Raw genomic sequence first — 19,312 nt, 5'->3', positions numbered from 1 at the left:
ACCCGAACGTGTCCAGGAATCGCCGCAACATCGCATTGTTGTAATGACCAAAGCTGTCGTACTCACCGAACGGATCTGGAACGCGCGTCAAAGGCCGCTGCAAATGCTCGCGCAGCATCTCGGGGCTCGGCACGTTGTCCGGCACTTTGCGTAACCCGTCCATATCGTCCGAAAAACAGATAAGCTTCGTTGGAATATCCGACATTACCTCAAATGCACGCCGCACCATTGTCGTGCGCAGCACTTCGCCAAATGTCCCGATATGCGGCAAACCGGACGGACCATAGCCCGTTTCAAACAGCACATAACCCTTCTCAGGAGGCACTTTTTCATACCGTTTCAAAATGCGCCGCGCCTCTTCAAAGGGCCAGGCCTTAGAGGTCATTGCTGCATCTATTAAAGCGGTCATCTCACATTTCCTTCACTGATTGCGCACGATACCGTCACGCAAGGCTCGCTACCTATTGCGGGCCGGGTATGTCGTCAATAAAATCAAAGGGAAATCCGAAAAAGGAATGCGCTTTGTCTTTGCTCCCCAATGACTACACACCGGCCGATACGCTGGTGGCGATCATGATCACGATCTCAGCCTCTGACGAAACCATCCGCACGTCGGAACTCGTCACGATCGAGCGTATTATCAATCACTTGCCCGCTTTCGCCGACTTTGACATCGCGCGTCTGAAAGACATCTCGAACGGTGTTCTCGACCTCTTCGCCGAAGAAGACGGGCTCGACATTCTCTGGGAGGGCGTGCGCGCCACGTTGCCCGAGCGATTGTTCGAAACCGCCTATGCGATGGCCTGCGATGTGGCTGTGGCGGACGGAAAAGTGCTCGAAAGCGAACTTCAGATGCTTGAAGATATGCGTCATGAGCTGAATATCGACCGTCTCAGCGCGGCCGCCATCGAACGCGGCGCGCGCGCGCGCCACATGGTCGTCTAGGACCTCTCGAACTGGCGTGCCCACTCCGACAAAAGTCGTTTTTGCAGGCGCCGCGAGCGGTTCGCCCAAGTCCTTGATCCAGGTGGTCGCTCGCGTTGCTCCGTCGGGATCGAGTCCCGTCGCTGTTTGTCTGCCGTCAGAATCGCAAACACCAAGCGGCGACCGCTTTTGGTATACATGTACCCAACCAGCGCACTGACAAAGTTAAGCGTCCCCGTCTTGGCGACCGCCGACACACCCGCCATGGGCTTGCCGTCTGTGCGATTGGGATCAGGAACCGAGAGCGACTTCATCAACGGCTCAACGCCCTCGCCTTGCCGCAGAATTTCCAACATATCACGCGCGCTGATCTCGGAATCGTACCCAAGCCCGGAATGATCACGAAACGTCATGCGCCGCGTGCCAAACTGTGTTTCGGCCCACCCCGCCATGCGCGAACCTGATCCGACCAAGTTCCCAAGCGGCACGTCATTCACAAGGCTCGACGTCATCCCAACAGCTTCCGCCGTGATATTCGTCGAATACCGCATCATCCCCGTCAGGATTTGATCCAACGCATCGCTTGGGGCCGCACCGACAACCCTGCCAACCGGCGCGGTCTGCGACACCTGCGGAAAGGGCAGTTTCAGCCCATTCAGTCGCGCCACCGATCGAAATGCATCCCCTGCATAGAGGGCTGGAAAGCGCACAGGCAGCCACCGCGCGCCCGCCTTCTTTCCAAGCGATCCTCGCGCAACGCTCCAATAATCAGCCGTCATGCCCTTGCGGTATTCGTACACCGGCGAGGACCGATCCACCATTTGCATCCGCGCCACGTTCGTTTCAGGCGAGTATCGTAGCGATCGCGCCTGCATCGTAATGTTGATCTTCTCGCCTTCCGGAATCCACTCAAAGTGAACCCGGTTGAAATTAAGGTTCAGCCCCCCGTAGGACGGATTATACGCCACCACTTCGGGCTGATCCGCATCAATCCGATCTGCCCGCGGCAGCGCGTCAGCCCAAACCAGAAACCGCCCCGATATCCGCGAAATACCGGCTTCAGCCACCACCTTCGACAGGTCCGCAAGCGCATCACTCGTCAACGTCGGATCGCCTCCGCCGACAAGGCAAAGGTCTCCCTTCAACTCACCATCAACGATCTCACCGTCCGCAAAAACCCTTGTTTCAAAACGAAAATCCGCGCCCAGACGGTCAAGCGCATAAAGCGAGGTCACGGCTTTCAATGTGCTTGCAGGCGGCATCGGTCGTCCCTGCTGGCGCATATCCAGGATTTCACCGGTTTGCGCATCGGCCACAGCGAAGGTAACTGCACCCACAACACCCGATTTCGCCACCAGTTCATTCGTCCGCCCATCGCGGGGCGTCGCCACTCCACGGGGCGGCGGACGCATGGTCGACAACGGGGCCTCTGCCAAAGCGGCATGCCCGGCGGTAGCTGCAAATCCAGTCAAAATGGCGCGGCGAGAGGGGGTGCTCGTCATAAGACGTGTTATCCGGCGGCTTGGTCAGTCAGGCAAGGTTTTCCTCGGCTCACATGTCATTTTTGTGGCCCCGAACATTCACTTTTTCGTAAATTTGACGTTGTCAGCCCGAAGCGCCGTCGAACTGATCGGCATCATTGGCACATTCACAAAGCACCAAGCCGGCGCCTCGCAACCCGCCAAAATACCCGCCTCCCGCGATCTCAGCTTTGCCGAGCGGAACTGCCGCGCAGCAGGTGACATCCGCGCCGAAATCCGGTCCCCAGGCCGCGCCAGAACACCGATTGGTACCGTCTCGAAAATCTCCCGCCACCGGTCCCAGCGGTGAAACCCCGCCAGATTGTCCGCACCCATCAACCAGACGAAATCCACACCTTGATACCGCTGTAACAAGCCGTCCAGCGTCGCCGCCGTAAACCGTGTACCCATCCGCGCCTCAAGGTCCGTGATCCGCACACGCGGATGCTGCATGATCTGACGTGCCAAGGCCAACCGCTCGCCCAAAGGCGCCGGTCCGCGTGTCTTCAAAGGATTGCCCGGAGACACCAGCCACCAGACCTCATCAAGCTGAAATCGCTTCAGCGCCTCGCGCGAAATATGTACATGCCCGGCGTGCGGCGGATCAAACGACCCACCCAACAAGCCGATGCGGCGACCGGCATCCGCAACGGGCCAGCCCTCAGCCATGCCGCACCCGACCAGCCATAAACGGCCCTGCCCCGGCTGCAATCGTTCCAGTGATTTCAAGCATTTGCCTCATATCACCGACCCTTGGCCACCCAAAGTCATTTTGTCAATTCCCGGCGATTGCGCCGTAAAAACCCGCTAAGGCCTAACCGCCGCGATAACTTCTATCTCCACCTTGAATTCTGCCCGTGTGAACCCGCTCACGATCATCAACGTCGATGCGGGCAAACGCACGACATCCGCAAGCCACGCATCCCGCGCCGCCATATAGGCGGCCATAAACGCGCGATCCGTCACAAACGCGCTAATCCGCACCACATCGTCCCGCCCGGCCCCGGCCTCGGCAAGAATTGCATCTATATTGCTGAGACAAATATCTGCCTGCGCCCGCACAGCGTCGGGCACAGTACCGTCCCGCGCCAAACCCAGCTGCCCCGAGGTAAATACCAGGCGACACCCCGCAGGCACCTCGACCCCATGGGCATAGCGCGCGAAGGGCGGCGCAATCGTATCTGGCACAAGTGTCTTCATGCGCAGACGGTGCAATGGGTTTTGGACCAGTGCAAGGGATAAACTTTCCGAACTTTAAGTGCCCGAAGCATGGGCGAATCGCACATAGGTGCGTAATGATTGTGCAAAGCGGTCTGAGGGGGCTGTCGAATGAGGCGATCCAAATTGGAAGCCCGGCCTGGTTCCTCGCATATGACTAAAGACAAAAACCTGGAGGTGAGGATGTCCAATAAATTGAAAATCGCCGGAGCAGTTGCTGCTGCCCTGACCGGCACAAGTGCCTTTGCCGGTGGCCACTTGACCGAAGTCTCTTTCGGCACAAACTGGGTCGCCCAAGCAGAACACGGCGGCTTTTACCAATCCGTCGCTGACGGCACCTACGAGGCCTGCGGCCTTAGCGTCACCATTCTGCCCGGTGGCCCACAGGTGAACAACCGCGCGCTGATGTTTGCCGACCGCATCCAGTTCCACATGGGCGGCGATTTGCTGCAAGGATTTAGTGCAGCACAGGAAAAGATTCCCGTGGTGAACGTGGCTGCAATCTTCCAAAAACACCCGCAAGTCATCGTGGCCCATCCCGAAAGCGCAAGCAGCTGGGAGGATCTCAAAGACCTGACCCTGCTGATAGGCGACAACGGCTACCAGTCCTACTACCAGTGGATGATCGCAGCCCATGGCTTCACCGCAGAACAGCGCCAGCCCTACACATTCAACCCGGCACCGTTCCTTGCGAACAAGGAAGTCGCGATGCAGGGCTATCTTTCGTCCGAGCCCTACCTTGTTGAAAAAGAAGGCGGTTTCACACCCAGTGTCTTTTTGATCGCAGACGCGGGATACTCGTCTTATGCAACCACGATCGAAACCATGCAGAAAACCATCGACGAAAGCCCCGAAGTGGTCGAATGCTTCGTCGAAGGATCGATCAAAGGCTGGTATAATTTCCTCTACGGCGACAATGTCGCCGCGATGGAACTGATCAAAACGGCCAATCCTGAAATGACCCAGGACAAGATCGACTTTGCCATTTCCAAATTGAAGGAATGGGGCATCGTGGATTCGGGCGATACAGAAACCATGGGTATCGGCGTGATCACCGACACCAAGGTGTCCGACTTTTACAACAAACTCGTAGAAGCCGGTGTGCTTGAAGCAGGTCTCGACTACTCGGCAACCTACACCACGCAATTCGTCGGCAAGGGCGTCGGGCTCGACCTGAAGTAAGCCTCATCAGACCAACAAGCCCGGTCGCTGACACTAGCGGCCGGGCGTTTTCTTCACCCGAGGTAGCCAAATGGCCTTACCCATCGATCAGCGCCCAACCCTGCTGACTATGAGTCACGTCGAAAAGACGTTCAATGGTGACGTGGTAGCCCTGAAAGACATGAACCTGGCCGTGAACGAAGGTGACTTCGTCTCGCTTCTCGGACCGTCCGGCTGCGGCAAGTCCACCGCACTCCGGTTAATCTCGGGCCTCCTGCCCCCCACGCGCGGCAAAATCGCCTGGGACGGCGGGCGCAATGCCGACGACCTCGGCGTCGTCTTTCAGGAACCAACTCTGATGCCGTGGGCAACTGTCGCCCAAAACGTCTGGCTCCCGTTCCGCCTCAAAGGCGTGCCGTACAATCAGGTCCGCGACGAAGTCCTTGAAGCCCTGAAACTCGTCGGCCTCGACAAATTCCAGAATGCCTACCCACGCGAGCTATCCGGCGGCATGAAGATGCGCGTCTCCATTGCCCGCGCCATGGTCACCAAACCGCGCCTTATCCTGATGGACGAACCCTTCGCTGCGCTGGATGAAATCACCCGCTTCAAACTGAACAAGGATCTTCTGGCCCTGAAGGCCGCGATTGACTGCACGGTGATCTTCGTCACCCACTCGGTCTTCGAAAGCGTGTTTCTATCCGATCGCATCGTTGTCATGGCCGCGCGTCCGGGCCGCGTCATCCACGAATTACACGTCGACACCCCCTACCCACGTGACGAAGATTTCCGCACGTCGGCCGAATACGCCGTCCACACCCGCGCCACCTCGGACGCGCTCCGCGAAGCGATAGGAGAAGCGGCATGAGCCTCACCGAAACCGGCCCTGTCCCGGCCCCCGCGATCGACGAAGAAGAAGCCGCGCGCGCGCGCCAGGACCGCATCAACCGCATCGCCAAATGGACGCTGCCCTCAGCCGTGATGTTTTTCACAATCCTCGCCTGGCACCTCTACGTCACGATCAACGACATCCCGCACTACGTCCTGCCCGGCCCTGTCCTGGTTGCACAATCCATTGTCAACGACTGGAACCTCTTGTGGCCCGCAATGGTGCTGACCTCGCGCCTTACTCTCCTCGCCCTCCTCTTCGCCATCCTCGGAGGCGTCACCCTCGCCGTCGCCTTTACACAGTCCCGCTGGGCCGAAATGTCGTTCTTTCCCTACGCGGTGATCCTGCAGGTGACACCCGTCGTCGCCGTCGCCCCGCTTTTGCAAATCTACGTCGACAGTGCCTTCGTCGCCGCCCTGCTGTGCGCATGGATCGTGGCGTTCTTCCCTATTCTGTCGAACACCACCATCGGCCTGAAATCCGCCGACCATAACCTGCAGGACCTTTTTACCATCTACGGCGCAAGCCGCTGGCAACGCCTGCGTTACCTCGCAGCCCCCTCCGCCCTGCCGTTCTTCCTCGGTGGCCTCAAAATTGCGGGCGGCCTCGCCCTGATCGGTGCGGTGGTTGCAGAATTCGTCATTGGACGCGCCGGCACCGGCCTCGGCCTTGCCTCAACGCTGCTCGAGGCCTCCTATCGCTTCAACTTTGGTCGCCTCTATGCCTCGCTGATCCTGATCTCAGCTATGGGCGTCGTCATCTTCGCCGTCACCTCGACCATCAGTCACCTCATGCTGCGCAAGTGGCACGAAAGCGCATTGAAACGCGACTGATGGGCCCATTTCGCAGTATACCCGACGGCAATGTCACGCTAATGAACGTCACCGTTCCGGGCTTCCTCATTGGTCGCCCGGAAGACCTCGTCACGACCTACCTCCACCTCAAAAACGGGCGCATTTCCGACACCGGCGGCATCCAGATCGACATGGGCCGCGCCATGGTTTTTCCCTGTTTCACCGACATGCACACCCATCTCGATAAGGGCCACATCTGGCCCCGCGCCGCGAACCCAGACGGTACATTTTACGGCGCACTCACCACTGTCAGCACCGACCGCGCCGCGAACTGGACCGCCACAGACGTCGCCGGCCGCATGGAATTTTCATTGAAATGTGCCTACGCCCACGGCACCAAAGCGATCCGAACGCACCTCGACTCGATCCCGCCGCAAGACGACATCTCATGGCCGGTCTTCGCAGAGATGCGCGCCAAATGGGCCGGCAAGATCGACCTTCAGGCCGCCAGCCTCATCGGCTGCGAAAGTTTTGAAAATATTGCAACCGACTATGCCGCAACCGCCGACATCGTCGCCGCAAACGGCGGGGCCCTCGGCATGGTCACCTATCCAGTCGCAGACCTGAAACAACGCCTCACCGATTTCTTCATCCTCGCCGGAAACCGCAGCCTCGAGGTCGACTTCCACAGCGACGAAACCATGGACCCCGAAAGCGAAACCCTGCGCGCCATCGCCGAAACCGTGCTTGAAACCGGCTGGGACAAACCCGTCACCATCGGCCATTGCTGCTCGCTGTCAACACAATCCGACGCCCGTGCCATGGACACCATCGACCTTGTCGCCAAAGCAGGGATCAACATTGTCAGCCTGCCGCTCTGCAATCTCTACCTTCAAGACCGTCACGCAAACCGCACACCGCGCGGGCGCGGCATCACCCTTATCCACGAAATGAAGGCCCGCGGCGTCAACGTCAGTTTTGCCAGCGACAACACCCGCGACCCCTTCTACGCCTACGGTGATCTCGACATGATCGAGGTCATGCGCCATTCGACCCGCATCGGCCACCTCGACCACTCTGATGCCGACTGGACCCGCGCATTCACCACTAACCCCGCCGCCGCTATGGGCCTCGACACACCGTCCCTCGCACCCGGCGCGCCCGCCGATCTGGTGATCTGCAACGCCCGCGACTGGAGCGAACTGTTCGCGCGTCCCCAATCCGACCGCATCGTCCTGCGCGCGGGCCAGAAAATCGACACGACGCTTCCCAATTACAAAGACCTTGACCACTTGATGGAGACCACCTGATGCAAGACCGTATCGCTGCCGCCAAGGCCGCCCTTGCCCATCTCGACATCGAAGAAAAAGACAGCGCCATCAAAGCGGCAAGCCGCGACTTCTTCTGGTATTCGCCGGTCCTAAAAGACCGCCTTGACCATGTCACCGCCGACTTCGTCGTGCGCCCCAGAAACGAGGCCGAGGTCATCGAGATTCTCAAGGCCTGCTATGCCCATGATGTCCCCGTCACGACGCGCGGCTCTGGCACCGGAAACTATGGTCAGGCCATGCCACTGGAAGGCGGCTGCGTCATGCATTTGCGCCACATGGACAAGGTTCGCGAAATTCAGCCCGGACGCGTCATTTGCGAACCCGGCGTGCTCCTCAAAGACGTCGACGCCGCCTGCAAAGACCACTCCGGCCAGGAGCTCCGCATGTTCTCCTCCACATGGGCCACCGCCACCATCGGTGGCTTCATCGCGGGTGGCTCGGGCGGCGTCGGCTCCTGCACATGGGGAAGCTTGCGCGACCTGGGCAACATCATCCGCCTGCGCGTCGTCACCATGGAGGCCGATCCCCGCGTCGTCGAATTCCGCGGCGAAGAAATCGCCCGCGTTTCCCATGCCTACGGCACCAACGGCATTATCACCGAAGTCGAAATGCCGCTGGCCCCGGCCTATGACTGGGTCGAAATGTTCGTCGCCTTCGACAATTTCATGGAGGCTGTTCACTACACCGAACAGCTCGCCAAAGAAGACGGCATCCTCATCAAACTGGCCAATATCTTCGAGGCTCCCGTCGCCCACGACTACTTCCAGCGGGTGAAACCCCACGTTGACCCCGGCACGAACCTTGTTGGCCTCATGGTCGCGCCGCAGTCAATGGATGGCTTCCAAACCTTCACAGGCCGCCGACCCGAGGCAACAGTGATTTACCGCAGCGACGACAACAATTGGGAGCGCGGCCCCGGCCCGGTCTTTGAATATGGCTGGAACCACACGACACTGCGCGCTCTCAAGGTTGATCCCTCTGTGACCTACCTGCAGGTGCGTTTCGGTTATCCAAACCATATCGAATTGATCGAGCAAATGCGCGATGCGCTGTCGCCCGAGGTGCTGCACCACCTGGAGGCCTTACGCGAAAACGGCAAAGTCATCTTCGCAGGCCTCAGCCTTGTGAAATTCACCACCGAAGAGCGCCTAAACGAGATCGTGAAAATCCATGAAGACGCAGGCGCCATGGTCTTCAATCCGCACCGCTACACGCTGGAAGAAGGCGGGCGGCAATCCGTCGATGATCGCCAACTTGCCTTCAAAAAGGAATCCGATCCAAAGGGCCTGCTGAACCCTGGTAAGATGATCGCGTGGGATGACCCGGATTTCTCCTTCGACGACATGTACGCCTATCCCAAACTCCAACCCTTAACCGAAGCCTAAAGGCGCGACCGTATGCACCGACGTAATACCGACGGAATACCGACGGCTTGTCGACGTCTCATTTCTGACCGTTTTGAGGGTCAGAAATGACCCGCGCACTCGTTCTTTACGCCCACCCCTGCGACGACAGTTTCGCCGCCGCGCTGCATCAAAACGTGGTCCAAACCCTGACCGATCGCGGCTGGGACGTCGACGATTGCGACCTGTACAAGGAAGGCTTCGATCCGGTCCTATCAGACGCCGGCCGACGCGGATACCACGAGGAACCCAGCAACATTGAACCGGTCAAAGACTACGTTGAACGCCTGCGCGCCTGTGACGCGCTAATCTTTTGTTTTCCTGTGTGGAATTTCGGATACCCCGCAATTCTCAAAGGCTTTTTCGACCGCGTTTTCCTACCCGGAGTGTCCTTCAAACTGATCGACGGAAAGGTCGTGCCGAACCTCACCCACATCAAGAAACTTGCCGCCATCACGACCTATGGCGGCACCCGCGTTCGCGCCACGCTAGCAGGCGACCCGCCCCGCATGAGCGTCAAACGCGCAGTCTGGCACGTGACGCGCCCCACCAAAATGCGCTACCTTGCGCTCTACGACATGAACCGCGCGACAGAGGCAAAACGCGCCGCCTACATCGCCAAAGTCCGCAAAGAAATGAAGGACCTCTGATGCGCGCCCTTGTCGTCTATTGCCATCCCCGCAAGACCAGCTTCACCGGTGCCGTCCGCGATGTCGTTGTGCAGAAATTAGAAGGGGTTGGCGCCGACGTGCGCGTTCTTGATCTCTACGCGCGCGGCTTCGATCCAGTCCTCACAGCCGCCGAGCACGAAGGCTACGAGGCCTGCCCCGACAACTGCGCGCCCGTCGAAAGCGATGTCGCCGACATTCGGTGGTGCGATGCGTTAATCTTTATTTACCCGACGTGGTGGTATGGTCTTCCCGCTGTCCTCAAAGGCTGGCTCGACCGCGTTTTTCTGCCCGATGTTGCGTTTTTGATGCCTGACGGCGAAAACACAACGATCCGGCCGGGTCTGCAGCACATCACGCGCCTCGGCGTGTTTACCACCTGCGGTGCAAGCTGGTGGCTCACACAATTCGTCGGCGCGCCCGGCAAACGCACAATTCTGCGCGGCATTGGCGTTCTCTGTGCCAAGCCCGTCAAAAAAGTCTTCGCCGCTCACTACCTAATGGACAGCTCGACCGACAAATCGCGCAAAAAACACCTCACCCGTGTCGCCGGAAAAATGGACCGCCTCGTTGGCGTACCGCAACGCCAGGCGGGCCCGGTATGATCCCCGTCATCGACTGGGCCAACGCCAAAACCGCCCGCGATAATGTTGTCAAAGACATCGGCATGGCCTTCAGAAATCCCGGTTTCATGGTCCTGACGAACCCCGACGTACCCACAAAACTGCGTAGAGAAGTATTTGATTCTGCAGATAAATTTTTTGATCTTGCGGTGAATGAAAAGCAACAGGTTTCGATCCTGAACACCCCCCATTTCCGCGGTTGGGGCGCCAAGGGCGACGAAAGCCTCGACGAAACTCAGCCTCAAATCGACACCAAAGAGACTTTCAATGTCGGCCTCGATCTTCCAGAAAATGACCCGCGAGTCCTCGCAAACAACCCCTTCCGTGGCCCGAACCAATGGCCCGATATCCCCGGCTTCCGCGAAACGCTTCTCGCGTACTATGACGCCGCGCAATCTCAGGGCCTCGCGATCCTCTCCGTCATCGCCGAAGACCTCAACCTCCCGTCAAACCACTTCGACGCCCTCTTCAAAGACCCTCTAAGCGCCCTCAGATTGCTCCGTTACCCGCCCCGAACGGGTGCGCAAAACGAGATCGGCGCAGGTGCACACACAGATTATGGCGCAATTACCCTCCTCATGACAGACGGTGAACCCGGCCTTCAGGTCCGTGCGCGAGACGGCGATTGGATCGACGTGCCCAGGGTCGAAAACGCCTACATCGTTAACGTCGGCGACTGCATGATGCGATGGTCAAATGACATCTATGTCTCGACCCCGCACCGCGTCCTTACCCCAAAAAACACCCGCCGCTCCGTCGCCTTTTTTGTCGAGGCAAACCCAGACACAATCGTCGCTGCATTACCCGGAACTGGCGATCCGAAGTATCCCGCCATCCGCGCCGCCGACTACCTGCAATCAAGGCTTGACGCCACCTATGCCCCGAAGGAGACCGCATGACCCGCCGCTTTGACTGGGCCGACTATCGGACAACTGAATTCCAAGATATGAATCCTGAAACCGTGATCGCAATCTTGCCCACTGCCGCCATCGAGCAGCATGGCCCACACCTTCCCGTCGGCACCGACACGATGATCGCTGAAGGCATGCTGGCCGAACTGCGCCACCAATGCCCTGATGACTTAGATATCCGCATTTTGCCGGTCCAGTCGGTTGGCAAATCAAACGAGCACCTGCACGCCCTCGGTACACTCACTTACACTGCGGAAACCGCGCTTGGCGCATGGCGCGAGATTGGAATGTCGGTCGCTCGCTCAGGTATCCGAAAAATCGTTATCGTCAACAGCCATGGCGGAAATCTCGATCTAATTTCAATACTTTCCCGTGAACTCCGGGTTCTTGCCGGAATGCTGGCGGTCAAATGCCAATGGGGCAATTTCGGAACACCTGAGGGTCTGTTTTCCGAACGCGAAGAAGCCTTTGGCATCCATGGCGGCGACCGCGAAACATCGCTTATGCTCCACTTTCGGCCCGAAACACTCGACATGAGCAGGGCCATTGATTTCCCGTCAACGGCCGAAGCCGCAACGATATCTCCCATCGGACCAATTTCCTACGGATGGGTCGCCTCTGACCTGAACCCTGACGGCACCGTGGGGGAAGCCCATTTGGCAACAGCCCCAAAAGGCAAGGCCGCCTGCACCCATCAGATTACCGGGTTCATCAACTTGCTCCGGCAAGTGAGGGACACACCAATCGGCGATCTCTCGCCCACCAAGGATGGCCCCTCTTAAGTCGTTGGCAACAATATGTTGACTTTGAAGTCCCTTCGGGTTGCTATGAACAAGGCCATTTATCCCTAGGAGCCGGCAACACACCGAGGAATGCCATGGCGATCGGCGCAGTCATTTTTACACTACCAATTGCTCTTTTAGGAAGCATTTGGGTCATGGCGCATCATGGGCTGAACACGCTTGAAACACTCGGAGTCTATTCCGCGCTTGGGTGCATGACGCTTTTTACAGTCTTCATCGCAACGGTTGTGGCGCTGCGCGACATACGCTGATGCTTCGGTGCTGCCCGCATCCGATCTAAAACACAAGCAGCACAGGATTAGCGCCTATTCAGCCGCCTCAAGATAGTCTTCAAGCGGCGGACATGTGCATACCAAATGCCGATCCCCCCAAACGTTATCGACGCGATTAACAGGCGGCCAATACTTGTCCACCCGGAATGCGCCTTTCGGATAGCACCCCTGTTCGCGCGAATAGGGTCTATCCCAATCGCCCACCAGATCCTCAACAGTGTGAGGAGCATTCTTTAGTGGGTTGTTGTCCTGGTCACTCTCGCCCGCCTCAATCGCCCTAATTTCTTCCCGGATCGAAAGCATCGCATCGCAAAAGCGATCTAACTCGGCTTTTGGCTCGGACTCCGTCGGCTCAACCATCAACGTGCCCGCAACGGGCCAGCTCATTGTCGGTGCGTGAAACCCATTATCTATCAGACGCTTGGCAATATCATCGACACTCACGCCTGCGCTGTCCGCAAAGGGACGCGTATCCAGAATGCACTCATGCGCAACCCGGTCTTTTCCACCTCTGAATAAGACGGTAAACGCCCCTTCCAGTCGCTTCGCGATATAGTTTGCATTCAGGATCGCGACTTTTGTCGCCTGCGTCAGACCCTCTCCGCCCATCATAAGAATATAGGCCCAAGGGATCATCAAAATGCCAGGCGACCCGTATGGGGCAGCGCTAACCGGGCCTTCGACGCCTCCTGTCACAGGATGCCCCGGCAGGAACGGCTTGAGATGGGATTTGACGCCAATCGGCCCCATACCGGGACCTCCGCCACCATGCGGAATACAGAAAGTCTTATGCAAATTCAGGTGGCTCACGTCAGAGCCGATCTCACCGGGCTTTGACAGACCAACCATCGCGTTCAGGTTCGCCCCATCAAGATAGACCTGCCCACCGTGGTCATGTGTGATCTCGCAAACTTCACTCACCGTCTCTTCGAAAACACCATGCGTCGAAGGATACGTAATCATACAAGCGGCCAACCGGTCGCCAGCAGCTTCGGCTTTGGCACGAAAATCGACCAGATCAATATCGCCATTCTCAGCCGATGCGACCACAACAACATTCATCCCGCACATCTGCGCGCTTGCAGGATTGGTTCCGTGGGCAGAGACCGGGATCAGGCACACATTGCGCTGATCATCCCCCCTGGAACGATGATACGCCATAATTGTCAAAAGCCCGGCATATTCGCCTTGCGCACCCGAATTAGGCTGCATCGACATAGCGTCGTAGCCGGTGATTTCACACAGTTTAGTCGATAGATCCTCGATCATTTCCGTGTACCCCTCCACCTGACCAAGCGGTGCGAAGGGGTGAATATTCGAGAACTCAGGCCAAGTGACTGGCATCATTTCCGCCGCTGAATTCAGCTTCATCGTACAAGATCCAAGCGGGATCATTGCGCGGTCCAAGGCCAGATCACGGTCGGCAAGACGGCGCATATAACGCATCATTTCCGTTTCGGCGCGGTTGTGGTGAAACGTCGGATGCGTCAGGAAATCACTTGTGCGGTGATATTCGACCGGCAACCGCGTGTATCCCGCCTCATAGTCGTCGCGATTAAGCGTCAGCCCAAACGCTCGCCAAACGCCTTCCAGAACGGCGGGCCGAATAGTCTCGTCAACCGAAATGCCAATCTTCGTGTCGCCCACTTTGCGAAAGTTGATCCGCTCTTTACGACCAGCTTCAAGGATGACCCCTTGCAGCGCCCCGACTTCAATCGTGATTGTGTCAAAAAACAACTTAGGCTCAACGCTATAGCCACCGGCCTCAAGCCCCATCACCAAGCGCTCGGTCTTTCGATGTATGCGCTGCGCGATCGCTTTCAATCCGTCGGGGCCATGGAATACGGCGTAAAACGACGCCATCACAGCAAGCAGTGCCTGTGCCGTGCAAACGTTTGATGTCGCCTTCTCGCGGCGGATATGCTGCTCGCGGGTCTGCAGCGAAAGCCGGTACGCCTTGTTGCCGCGCGCGTCGATGGACACCCCGACAAGACGTCCTGGCATCGCGCGCTTCAGAGCATCAGTGCAGGCCATATATGCCGCGTGCGGCCCGCCGTATCCCATCGGCACGCCAAATCGCTGGGTCGAGCCAACAGCAATATCAGCACCCATTGCACCGGGTTCCTTCAAAAGCGTCAAAGCCAGGGGATCCGCAATAACGATCCCAAGCGCTTTGACAGAATGCAGCGCCGTCATCTGATCAGTGAAGTCACGCACATGGCCGTAGGTGCCCGGATACTGAAAAACCGCGCCAAAAACGTCTTCAGCAACCAGATCTTCAGGCGCGCCGATGACAATCTCAATCCCCAGCGGTGCCGCACGCGTTTTCATCACCTCGATGTTTTGCGGGTGGCAATTCGCATCGATGAAAAACGTCTTTGATTTCGACTTCGCCGTCCGCTCAGCCATGGTCATGGCTTCCGCAGCAGCCGTGGCCTCGTCCAGAAGAGACGCGTTGGCTATCTCAAGTCCTGTAAGATCACAGACCATCGTTTGATAGTTCAAAAGCGCTTCAAGCCGCCCCTGACTGATCTCGGGCTGATAAGGCGTATAGGCAGTGTACCATGCCGGGTTTTCAAAGATGTTTCGCTGGATCGCAGGAGGCGTAACCGTACCATAATACCCCTGCCCGATCATCGTGGTGAAGACCTCGTTCTTTTCAGCAACCTGACGCATGTACCACAACAACTCGCGCTCGGACTTTGGCTTGCCGAAGGACAATGGCTTCGCCTGCCGGATTTTTTCTGGAACCGTCTCCTCGATCAGTGCGTCAAGCGAAGATACGCCAAGCACTGCAAGCATTTCATCCATTTCGCTCGCCGACGGACCGATGTGGCGTCGATTGGCGAAATCGTATGGAAGGTAGTCTGTTGGGGTAAATGTCATATCTCTCTCCACAGCCGGTCTAAACAGCTGAAAATGCGTCGATAGTCACGCCAATAGTGCGAATTGACGTCAGTCGATCATGTCGTTGTAGGCGTCCTCATCCATAAGCGCGTCAAGCTGGCTCATGTCCTCAACTTTCATCTTGAAGAACCAGCCCCCGACGGTCGGGTCTTGGTTCACCAATCCCGGATTATCAGTCAGCGCGTCGTTCACCTCGACGATTTCACCATCCACCGGGGCCACGATATCTGACGCGGCCTTAACGCTTTCGATAACGCAAATTTCATCACCCTGGGCAACCTTCGTTTCCGTTTCAGGCAATTCAACAAAGACAACATCCCCCAACTGGGTCGATGCATGTTCCGTGATGCCAACAACAACCACGTCACCGTCTACGCGCAGCCATTCATGATCTTCAGTGTATTTCATAGAGCCCTCATTTGTTCTTTAGCGTTTATAATTTGAAGCACGAAACGGCATGTCCGCAACCGTTAAAGGCAGTCGTTTGCCACGGACGTCGCCTTCCAGCGCCGTGCCGCTCGCCGCGTAGTCACTTCGCACATATCCCATAGACACCGGCGCCTGAAGCGTCGGGCCAAAAGCACCGGATGTCACTTCGCCGATTTTCAATTCGCCGGCATAAATCTCGGTACCCGCCCGCATCGGCGCACGGCCTTCCGGCAACAAGCCGACACGCCTGCGCGGCGCGCCGTTCTGCAGCTCATCAAGGATACGATCCGCGCCAGGGAAACCGCCTGCGCGCTCGCCGCCGCGGCGGCGCGCTTTCTGGATCGCCCATTCTAATGCTCCCTCAACTGGCGATGTTGTTGTGTCAATGTCCGAACCGTAAAGGCAAAGTCCAGCCTCAAGTCTAAGTGCGTCCCGCGCCCCTAATCCAATGGGTTCGACCGCATCCAAATCCAGCAAAGCCTGCGCAAATCGTGGCGCATCGCGCTCGGGCAATGATATCTCGAAACCATCTTCTCCGGTGTACCCCGACCGCGAAACCCAAAGCTCGGCTCCGTGCCAATGAAAGGTGGCCACATCCATGAATCGCATGTCCGCCAGGTCAGGAACCAGAGATGCGAAAGCCGCTTCGGCATCCGGTCCTTGCAACGCGACAAGTGCGCGGTCGATGATGGGTTCTATCGTACACCTGTCCGCAAGATGCGCCTGAAGGTGAGCGATATCTGCCTCTTTGCAGGCCGCATTCACCACTAAAAACAGATGATCGCCGCGATTGGCGACCATCAGATCGTCAAGAATACCGCCGTCGTCATTGGTAAACAGGGCATAGCGCTGCCTGCCTTCGGCAAGTGCCAGTATCGATACCGGGACGAGCGTTTCCAGCGCTAATGCGGCGTCTCGCAGGTCTCCGGACTTTGGCCGCAAGATCACTTGCCCCATGTGGCTGACATCAAAGAAACCCGCGGCGGCGCGTGTGTGCAGATGCTCTCTCATCACCCCAGCTGGATATTGCACTGGCATCTCATAGCCCGCAAACGGCACCATCTTGGCGCCAAGCGAAACATGAAGGTCATAGAGCTCTGTGCGCTTCAAATCCGACATAACATCCCCATTTACTGCCGGCGATTGCGCGCCGAGCACCTGCCGGGCAAAAGCCTTGCCCGTTGGCGCCCCCTCTGTCCTTTCGCCTGAGATCGTTATCCCTTCGGCGCCCCGAACTGGCCGGGGTCTCTCCAGAGTTTTATCGGCGCGGCGGTCCTTGGGCCTGAGAGTTTACCGGGGCGGTTGCTCCTTCGGCACCGGGACGAATCCCGACTTCTCCCGACGCGTCTGTCAAATCGTTACGTCGCTTTGCGCGGTCTGGCAAGACCTTGCGCGCAACGCACCTTCGCGACAATACTTCGTCCATGACCGCGTACGTTTTCGGATATGGTTCTCTTGTGAACCGGGCCACGCATACTTTTGATGCCGCGCATCTAGCCCGAATTTCCGGATGGCGGAGAGCGTGGCGGCACGTTGTTGGCCGCCAGGTGGCATTCCTGACTGCCGTGCCGCATCCAGCCTCCGAGCTGGATGGATTGATCGCCAATGTACCAGACGAGGGCTGGACTGAACTTGACGCGCGCGAGCATTCCTATGATCGCCAGTTGGCCCATGACGTGGCGCATCAACTTGGCCCCGACACGGCCGTCCATATCTACCACGCCCCACCCGAACGGCATGTCCCGACATCACACCTGCATCCGGTAATTCTGAGTTACCTCGACGTGGTTGTACAAGGCTATTTTCGCGAGTTCGGAGAAGACGGTGTGCTGCGTTTTTTTGAAACAACCGACGGCTGGGACGCGCCGATTCTAGACGATCGCCACGCGCCTATTTACCCTCGCCATCAGAGACTTACGCCCCAGGAAGTCGATTTGGTGGATCGCAATTTGAAACACCTTGGCGCGACCGTGATCCTCGCGCCTTAGCGACGGTGATGGAGCAATTGGAGCAGGCGTGCCTGACGGTCGAATGGTTCGACTGCGACATCGCCGGGTGCGTCATCCGAAAGGACTTTCCGCACAAGAACAAAGGTCAACGCTGCGAAAATGATCCCGCCAACTGCCTGTCCGGTCAAAACACCTAGGGCACCGAAATAATATCCACCAAGCAAGACAAAGGGGATGGTTCCAAGCGTATGGCGCCCCCAGTTGATCCAGGTGGAATAGAACGGATGCCCAAGGTTATTGAATGCCGCATTGCCAACGAAGATTACACCGTTGAAAAAGAACGCAAGCGCCAGTGGACCGCAAAACAGGAATATTAATTCCTTGGTAATGCCATCCGCATCGAAAAGGGACACTATCGGACCTCGCAAGAAAAACAGAACAACGGAAATAAACACCACGACCAAGGCCGTAAAGATTATGGCGTCTCGGAATGCTCCGCGTACACGGTCGGTTTGCCCCGCCCCAAAGTTTTGCCCGATGATCGGCCCAACAGCCCCGGAGAGCGCGAAGAGTACGCCAAAAGCCACCGGCGTCATCCGTGCAACAATGGCCATCCCGGCAACCGCGGCTTCACCAAACTCGGCCATCGAGCGGGTCACATAAGCCTGCCCAATGGGCGTCGCAAGCTGCGTCAGGATCGCAGGTGCTGCGATGGTCGCAACGGGTGGCAAGTCGGCGGCCAGACCTTTCAGTGTCGGGCGGCCGAAACCGCCGTAGTAGAGGATGATCGGAAGGACGCCGAAAATCGCGATAGCAATCCGCGCGGCAACACTGGCAAGGGCCGCCCCCGTCAGTTCAAGATCAAGTCCAAAGATCAGGATTGGATCCAGCACGGCGTTGACAGCGCCGCCCCAAACGGTCGCCATCATTGCGCGCCGTGCATCGCCATGCGCGCGCAAAATTGCCCCCCCGACCATCCCCATAAGAAGAAGCGGCAAACTTGGGACAATGATCGAAAGATAGGAGACAGCCAGATCAAGCGTCTGACCGGTCGCTCCCATAAGACGGGCCAACGTTTCAAGGTTCAACCACACCACAAAGGCGAAAATCGCCCCGAAAATAACACCATAGATCAAGGCGTGGGTGGCGCGTTGCTGCGCAAGTTCAGCGTCCCCCGACCCAAGCGCGCGCGCGACAAGCGCACCCGCAGAAATCGCCATTCCAATGCCAAAAGACGACGTGAAGAACAAGATTGCACCCGCATATCCGACGGCTGCCGCAAGCTCGGCCTTGCCCAGCATCGAGATGAAAATCATGTCCACAAAGTCGACAAGGAAGACCGCCATCAATCCAACCGATGAGGTCAAAGACATCACTGTGATGTGTCGAAAGAGGCTACCTTCGAGAAATACCGCGCGATCGCTCATGCGTCAGCTATGCTGGTTTTTGGGTCAAGGCCAACCGACAATCGCAAACAGCGACAAGATTTTGCTTAATCAAAGCTTGGCTT

General features: G+C 57.8%; 19 protein-coding genes, 1 pseudogene and 1 riboswitch. Of the genes and pseudogenes, 12 read left to right on the top strand and 8 right to left on the bottom strand.

The genetic code is table 11. The features are described 5' to 3' along the window. Positions 1-409 (bottom strand): annotated as a pseudogene (gene lysK / locus AC221Y_RS08055) (lysine--tRNA ligase); the annotation flags it as partial. A 113-nt stretch (positions 410-522) separates the two neighbouring features. Here lysK and AC221Y_RS08050 point away from each other — a divergent pair. Continuing rightward, positions 523-945, top strand: a complete 423-nt coding sequence (locus AC221Y_RS08050; protein ID WP_299751180.1) for a tellurite resistance TerB family protein — start codon at positions 523-525, stop codon at positions 943-945. Here AC221Y_RS08050 and dacB read toward each other — a convergent pair. The 3 genes from dacB to AC221Y_RS08035 all read right to left on the bottom strand — a co-directional run bounded on the left by dacB (position 942) and on the right by AC221Y_RS08035 (position 3,644). Continuing rightward, the gene (dacB, locus tag AC221Y_RS08045; protein WP_486707137.1) at positions 942-2,426 is read right to left on the bottom strand and encodes a D-alanyl-D-alanine carboxypeptidase/D-alanyl-D-alanine endopeptidase; all 1,485 of its coding nucleotides are present in this window, start codon (positions 2,424-2,426) and stop codon (positions 942-944) included. The two genes, AC221Y_RS08050 and dacB, sit on opposite strands and share 4 nt — an antisense overlap. Positions 2,427-2,504: 78 nt before the next feature. Beyond that, positions 2,505-3,113: a nicotinate-nucleotide adenylyltransferase gene (locus tag AC221Y_RS08040; protein ID WP_299751208.1), complete on the bottom strand. Its 609-nt coding sequence runs from the start codon at positions 3,111-3,113 to the stop codon at positions 2,505-2,507. Between the two features lie 138 nt (positions 3,114-3,251). Further along, positions 3,252-3,644: a RidA family protein gene (locus tag AC221Y_RS08035; protein ID WP_299751174.1), complete on the bottom strand. Its 393-nt coding sequence runs from the start codon at positions 3,642-3,644 to the stop codon at positions 3,252-3,254. A 201-nt stretch (positions 3,645-3,845) separates the two neighbouring features. On the opposite strand from AC221Y_RS08035, the gene AC221Y_RS08030 reads away from it, so the two are divergent. From AC221Y_RS08030 to AC221Y_RS07985, 10 genes are all read left to right on the top strand, one after another. Further along, on the top strand, positions 3,846-4,844 hold the full coding sequence (locus tag AC221Y_RS08030; protein ID WP_299751171.1) for an ABC transporter substrate-binding protein: 999 nt from the start codon (positions 3,846-3,848) through the stop codon (positions 4,842-4,844). 70 nt (positions 4,845-4,914) lie between these two features. Beyond that, positions 4,915-5,691 carry an ABC transporter ATP-binding protein gene (locus AC221Y_RS08025; protein WP_299751168.1) on the top strand — a complete coding sequence of 259 codons (777 nt, stop codon included), beginning with the start codon at positions 4,915-4,917 and terminating at the stop codon, positions 5,689-5,691. Beyond that, positions 5,688-6,545: an ABC transporter permease gene (locus tag AC221Y_RS08020; RefSeq protein ID WP_299751166.1), complete on the top strand. Its 858-nt coding sequence runs from the start codon at positions 5,688-5,690 to the stop codon at positions 6,543-6,545. Before AC221Y_RS08025 ends, AC221Y_RS08020 begins: the two co-directional genes overlap by 4 nt. Further along, positions 6,545-7,816 (top strand): cytosine deaminase, encoded by a 1,272-nt coding sequence (locus AC221Y_RS08015; protein ID WP_299751163.1) that lies wholly within the window; start codon positions 6,545-6,547, stop codon positions 7,814-7,816. The genes AC221Y_RS08020 and AC221Y_RS08015 overlap by 1 nt, the downstream gene beginning before the upstream one ends. Then, the gene (locus tag AC221Y_RS08010) at positions 7,816-9,222 is read left to right on the top strand and encodes an FAD-binding oxidoreductase (RefSeq protein ID WP_299751160.1); all 1,407 of its coding nucleotides are present in this window, start codon (positions 7,816-7,818) and stop codon (positions 9,220-9,222) included. The genes AC221Y_RS08015 and AC221Y_RS08010 overlap by 1 nt, the downstream gene beginning before the upstream one ends. An 86-nt stretch (positions 9,223-9,308) precedes the next feature. Further along, complete coding sequence (locus AC221Y_RS08005) at positions 9,309-9,890, top strand: NAD(P)H-dependent oxidoreductase (RefSeq protein WP_486707136.1); 582 nt, start codon at positions 9,309-9,311, stop codon at positions 9,888-9,890. Further along, complete coding sequence (locus AC221Y_RS08000) at positions 9,890-10,513, top strand: NAD(P)H-dependent oxidoreductase (protein WP_299756775.1); 624 nt, start codon at positions 9,890-9,892, stop codon at positions 10,511-10,513. Before AC221Y_RS08005 ends, AC221Y_RS08000 begins: the two co-directional genes overlap by 1 nt. Further along, the gene (locus tag AC221Y_RS07995; protein WP_486707135.1) at positions 10,510-11,430 is read left to right on the top strand and encodes an isopenicillin N synthase family dioxygenase; all 921 of its coding nucleotides are present in this window, start codon (positions 10,510-10,512) and stop codon (positions 11,428-11,430) included. The genes AC221Y_RS08000 and AC221Y_RS07995 overlap by 4 nt, the downstream gene beginning before the upstream one ends. After that, complete coding sequence (locus tag AC221Y_RS07990; protein WP_299756780.1) at positions 11,427-12,224, top strand: creatininase family protein; 798 nt, start codon at positions 11,427-11,429, stop codon at positions 12,222-12,224. The genes AC221Y_RS07995 and AC221Y_RS07990 overlap by 4 nt, the downstream gene beginning before the upstream one ends. A gap of 95 nt (positions 12,225-12,319) precedes the next feature. Continuing rightward, positions 12,320-12,496, top strand: coding sequence for a hypothetical protein (locus AC221Y_RS07985; protein WP_299756783.1), 177 nt, complete (start codon positions 12,320-12,322; stop codon positions 12,494-12,496). A gap of 54 nt (positions 12,497-12,550) precedes the next feature. On the opposite strand, the gene gcvP is transcribed toward AC221Y_RS07985, so the two are convergent. From gcvP to gcvT, 3 genes are all read right to left on the bottom strand, one after another. Continuing rightward, positions 12,551-15,403 (bottom strand): aminomethyl-transferring glycine dehydrogenase, encoded by a 2,853-nt coding sequence (gene gcvP, locus AC221Y_RS07980; RefSeq protein WP_486707134.1) that lies wholly within the window; start codon positions 15,401-15,403, stop codon positions 12,551-12,553. Positions 15,404-15,472: 69 nt separating this feature from the next. Further along, positions 15,473-15,832 carry a glycine cleavage system protein GcvH gene (gcvH, locus tag AC221Y_RS07975; RefSeq protein WP_299756788.1) on the bottom strand — a complete coding sequence of 120 codons (360 nt, stop codon included), beginning with the start codon at positions 15,830-15,832 and terminating at the stop codon, positions 15,473-15,475. Positions 15,833-15,850: 18 nt separating this feature from the next. Continuing rightward, positions 15,851-16,972, bottom strand: coding sequence for a glycine cleavage system aminomethyltransferase GcvT (gcvT, locus tag AC221Y_RS07970; RefSeq protein ID WP_486707133.1), 1,122 nt, complete (start codon positions 16,970-16,972; stop codon positions 15,851-15,853). A 141-nt stretch (positions 16,973-17,113) separates the two neighbouring features. Further along, positions 17,114-17,204: riboswitch (glycine riboswitch) on the bottom strand. Between the two features lie 73 nt (positions 17,205-17,277). Between gcvT and AC221Y_RS07965 the strand changes: the two genes are divergently transcribed. Beyond that, positions 17,278-17,841, top strand: coding sequence for a gamma-glutamylcyclotransferase family protein (locus AC221Y_RS07965; protein ID WP_299756794.1), 564 nt, complete (start codon positions 17,278-17,280; stop codon positions 17,839-17,841). Here AC221Y_RS07965 and AC221Y_RS07960 read toward each other — a convergent pair. After that, entirely contained in the window at positions 17,838-19,229 is a 1,392-nt protein-coding gene (locus AC221Y_RS07960) for an MATE family efflux transporter (RefSeq protein ID WP_299756797.1), read from the bottom strand. The two genes, AC221Y_RS07965 and AC221Y_RS07960, sit on opposite strands and share 4 nt — an antisense overlap. Positions 19,230-19,312 lie beyond the last annotated feature (83 nt).

It is taken from the genome of Boseongicola sp. (genome assembly GCF_057460485.1).
This window is presented reverse-complemented; position numbering and strand designations above follow the sequence as displayed.

Bases quoted from the DNA above. Each gene is read 5' to 3' on its own strand.
- dacB (WP_486707137.1), bottom strand. From the start codon at position 2,426: ATGACGAGCACCCCCTCTCGCCGCGCCATTTTGACTGGATTTGCAGCT.
- AC221Y_RS08020 (WP_299751166.1), top strand. From the start codon at position 5,688: ATGAGCCTCACCGAAACCGGCCCTGTCCCGGCCCCCGCGATCGACGAA.
- AC221Y_RS08025 (WP_299751168.1), top strand. From the start codon at position 4,915: ATGGCCTTACCCATCGATCAGCGCCCAACCCTGCTGACTATGAGTCAC.
- AC221Y_RS08015 (WP_299751163.1), top strand. From the start codon at position 6,545: ATGGGCCCATTTCGCAGTATACCCGACGGCAATGTCACGCTAATGAAC.
- AC221Y_RS08035 (WP_299751174.1), bottom strand. From the start codon at position 3,644: ATGAAGACACTTGTGCCAGATACGATTGCGCCGCCCTTCGCGCGCTAT.
- gcvT (WP_486707133.1), bottom strand. From the start codon at position 16,972: ATGTCGGATTTGAAGCGCACAGAGCTCTATGACCTTCATGTTTCGCTT.
- AC221Y_RS08010 (WP_299751160.1), top strand. From the start codon at position 7,816: ATGCAAGACCGTATCGCTGCCGCCAAGGCCGCCCTTGCCCATCTCGAC.
- AC221Y_RS08040 (WP_299751208.1), bottom strand. From the start codon at position 3,113: ATGGCTGAGGGCTGGCCCGTTGCGGATGCCGGTCGCCGCATCGGCTTG.
- gcvH (WP_299756788.1), bottom strand. From the start codon at position 15,832: ATGAAATACACTGAAGATCATGAATGGCTGCGCGTAGACGGTGACGTG.
- AC221Y_RS07960 (WP_299756797.1), bottom strand. From the start codon at position 19,229: ATGAGCGATCGCGCGGTATTTCTCGAAGGTAGCCTCTTTCGACACATC.
- AC221Y_RS08000 (WP_299756775.1), top strand. From the start codon at position 9,890: ATGCGCGCCCTTGTCGTCTATTGCCATCCCCGCAAGACCAGCTTCACC.
- AC221Y_RS07990 (WP_299756780.1), top strand. From the start codon at position 11,427: ATGACCCGCCGCTTTGACTGGGCCGACTATCGGACAACTGAATTCCAA.
- AC221Y_RS07965 (WP_299756794.1), top strand. From the start codon at position 17,278: ATGACCGCGTACGTTTTCGGATATGGTTCTCTTGTGAACCGGGCCACG.
- AC221Y_RS08030 (WP_299751171.1), top strand. From the start codon at position 3,846: ATGTCCAATAAATTGAAAATCGCCGGAGCAGTTGCTGCTGCCCTGACC.
- AC221Y_RS08005 (WP_486707136.1), top strand. From the start codon at position 9,309: ATGACCCGCGCACTCGTTCTTTACGCCCACCCCTGCGACGACAGTTTC.
- AC221Y_RS07985 (WP_299756783.1), top strand. From the start codon at position 12,320: ATGGCGATCGGCGCAGTCATTTTTACACTACCAATTGCTCTTTTAGGA.
- AC221Y_RS07995 (WP_486707135.1), top strand. From the start codon at position 10,510: ATGATCCCCGTCATCGACTGGGCCAACGCCAAAACCGCCCGCGATAAT.
- gcvP (WP_486707134.1), bottom strand. From the start codon at position 15,403: ATGACATTTACCCCAACAGACTACCTTCCATACGATTTCGCCAATCGA.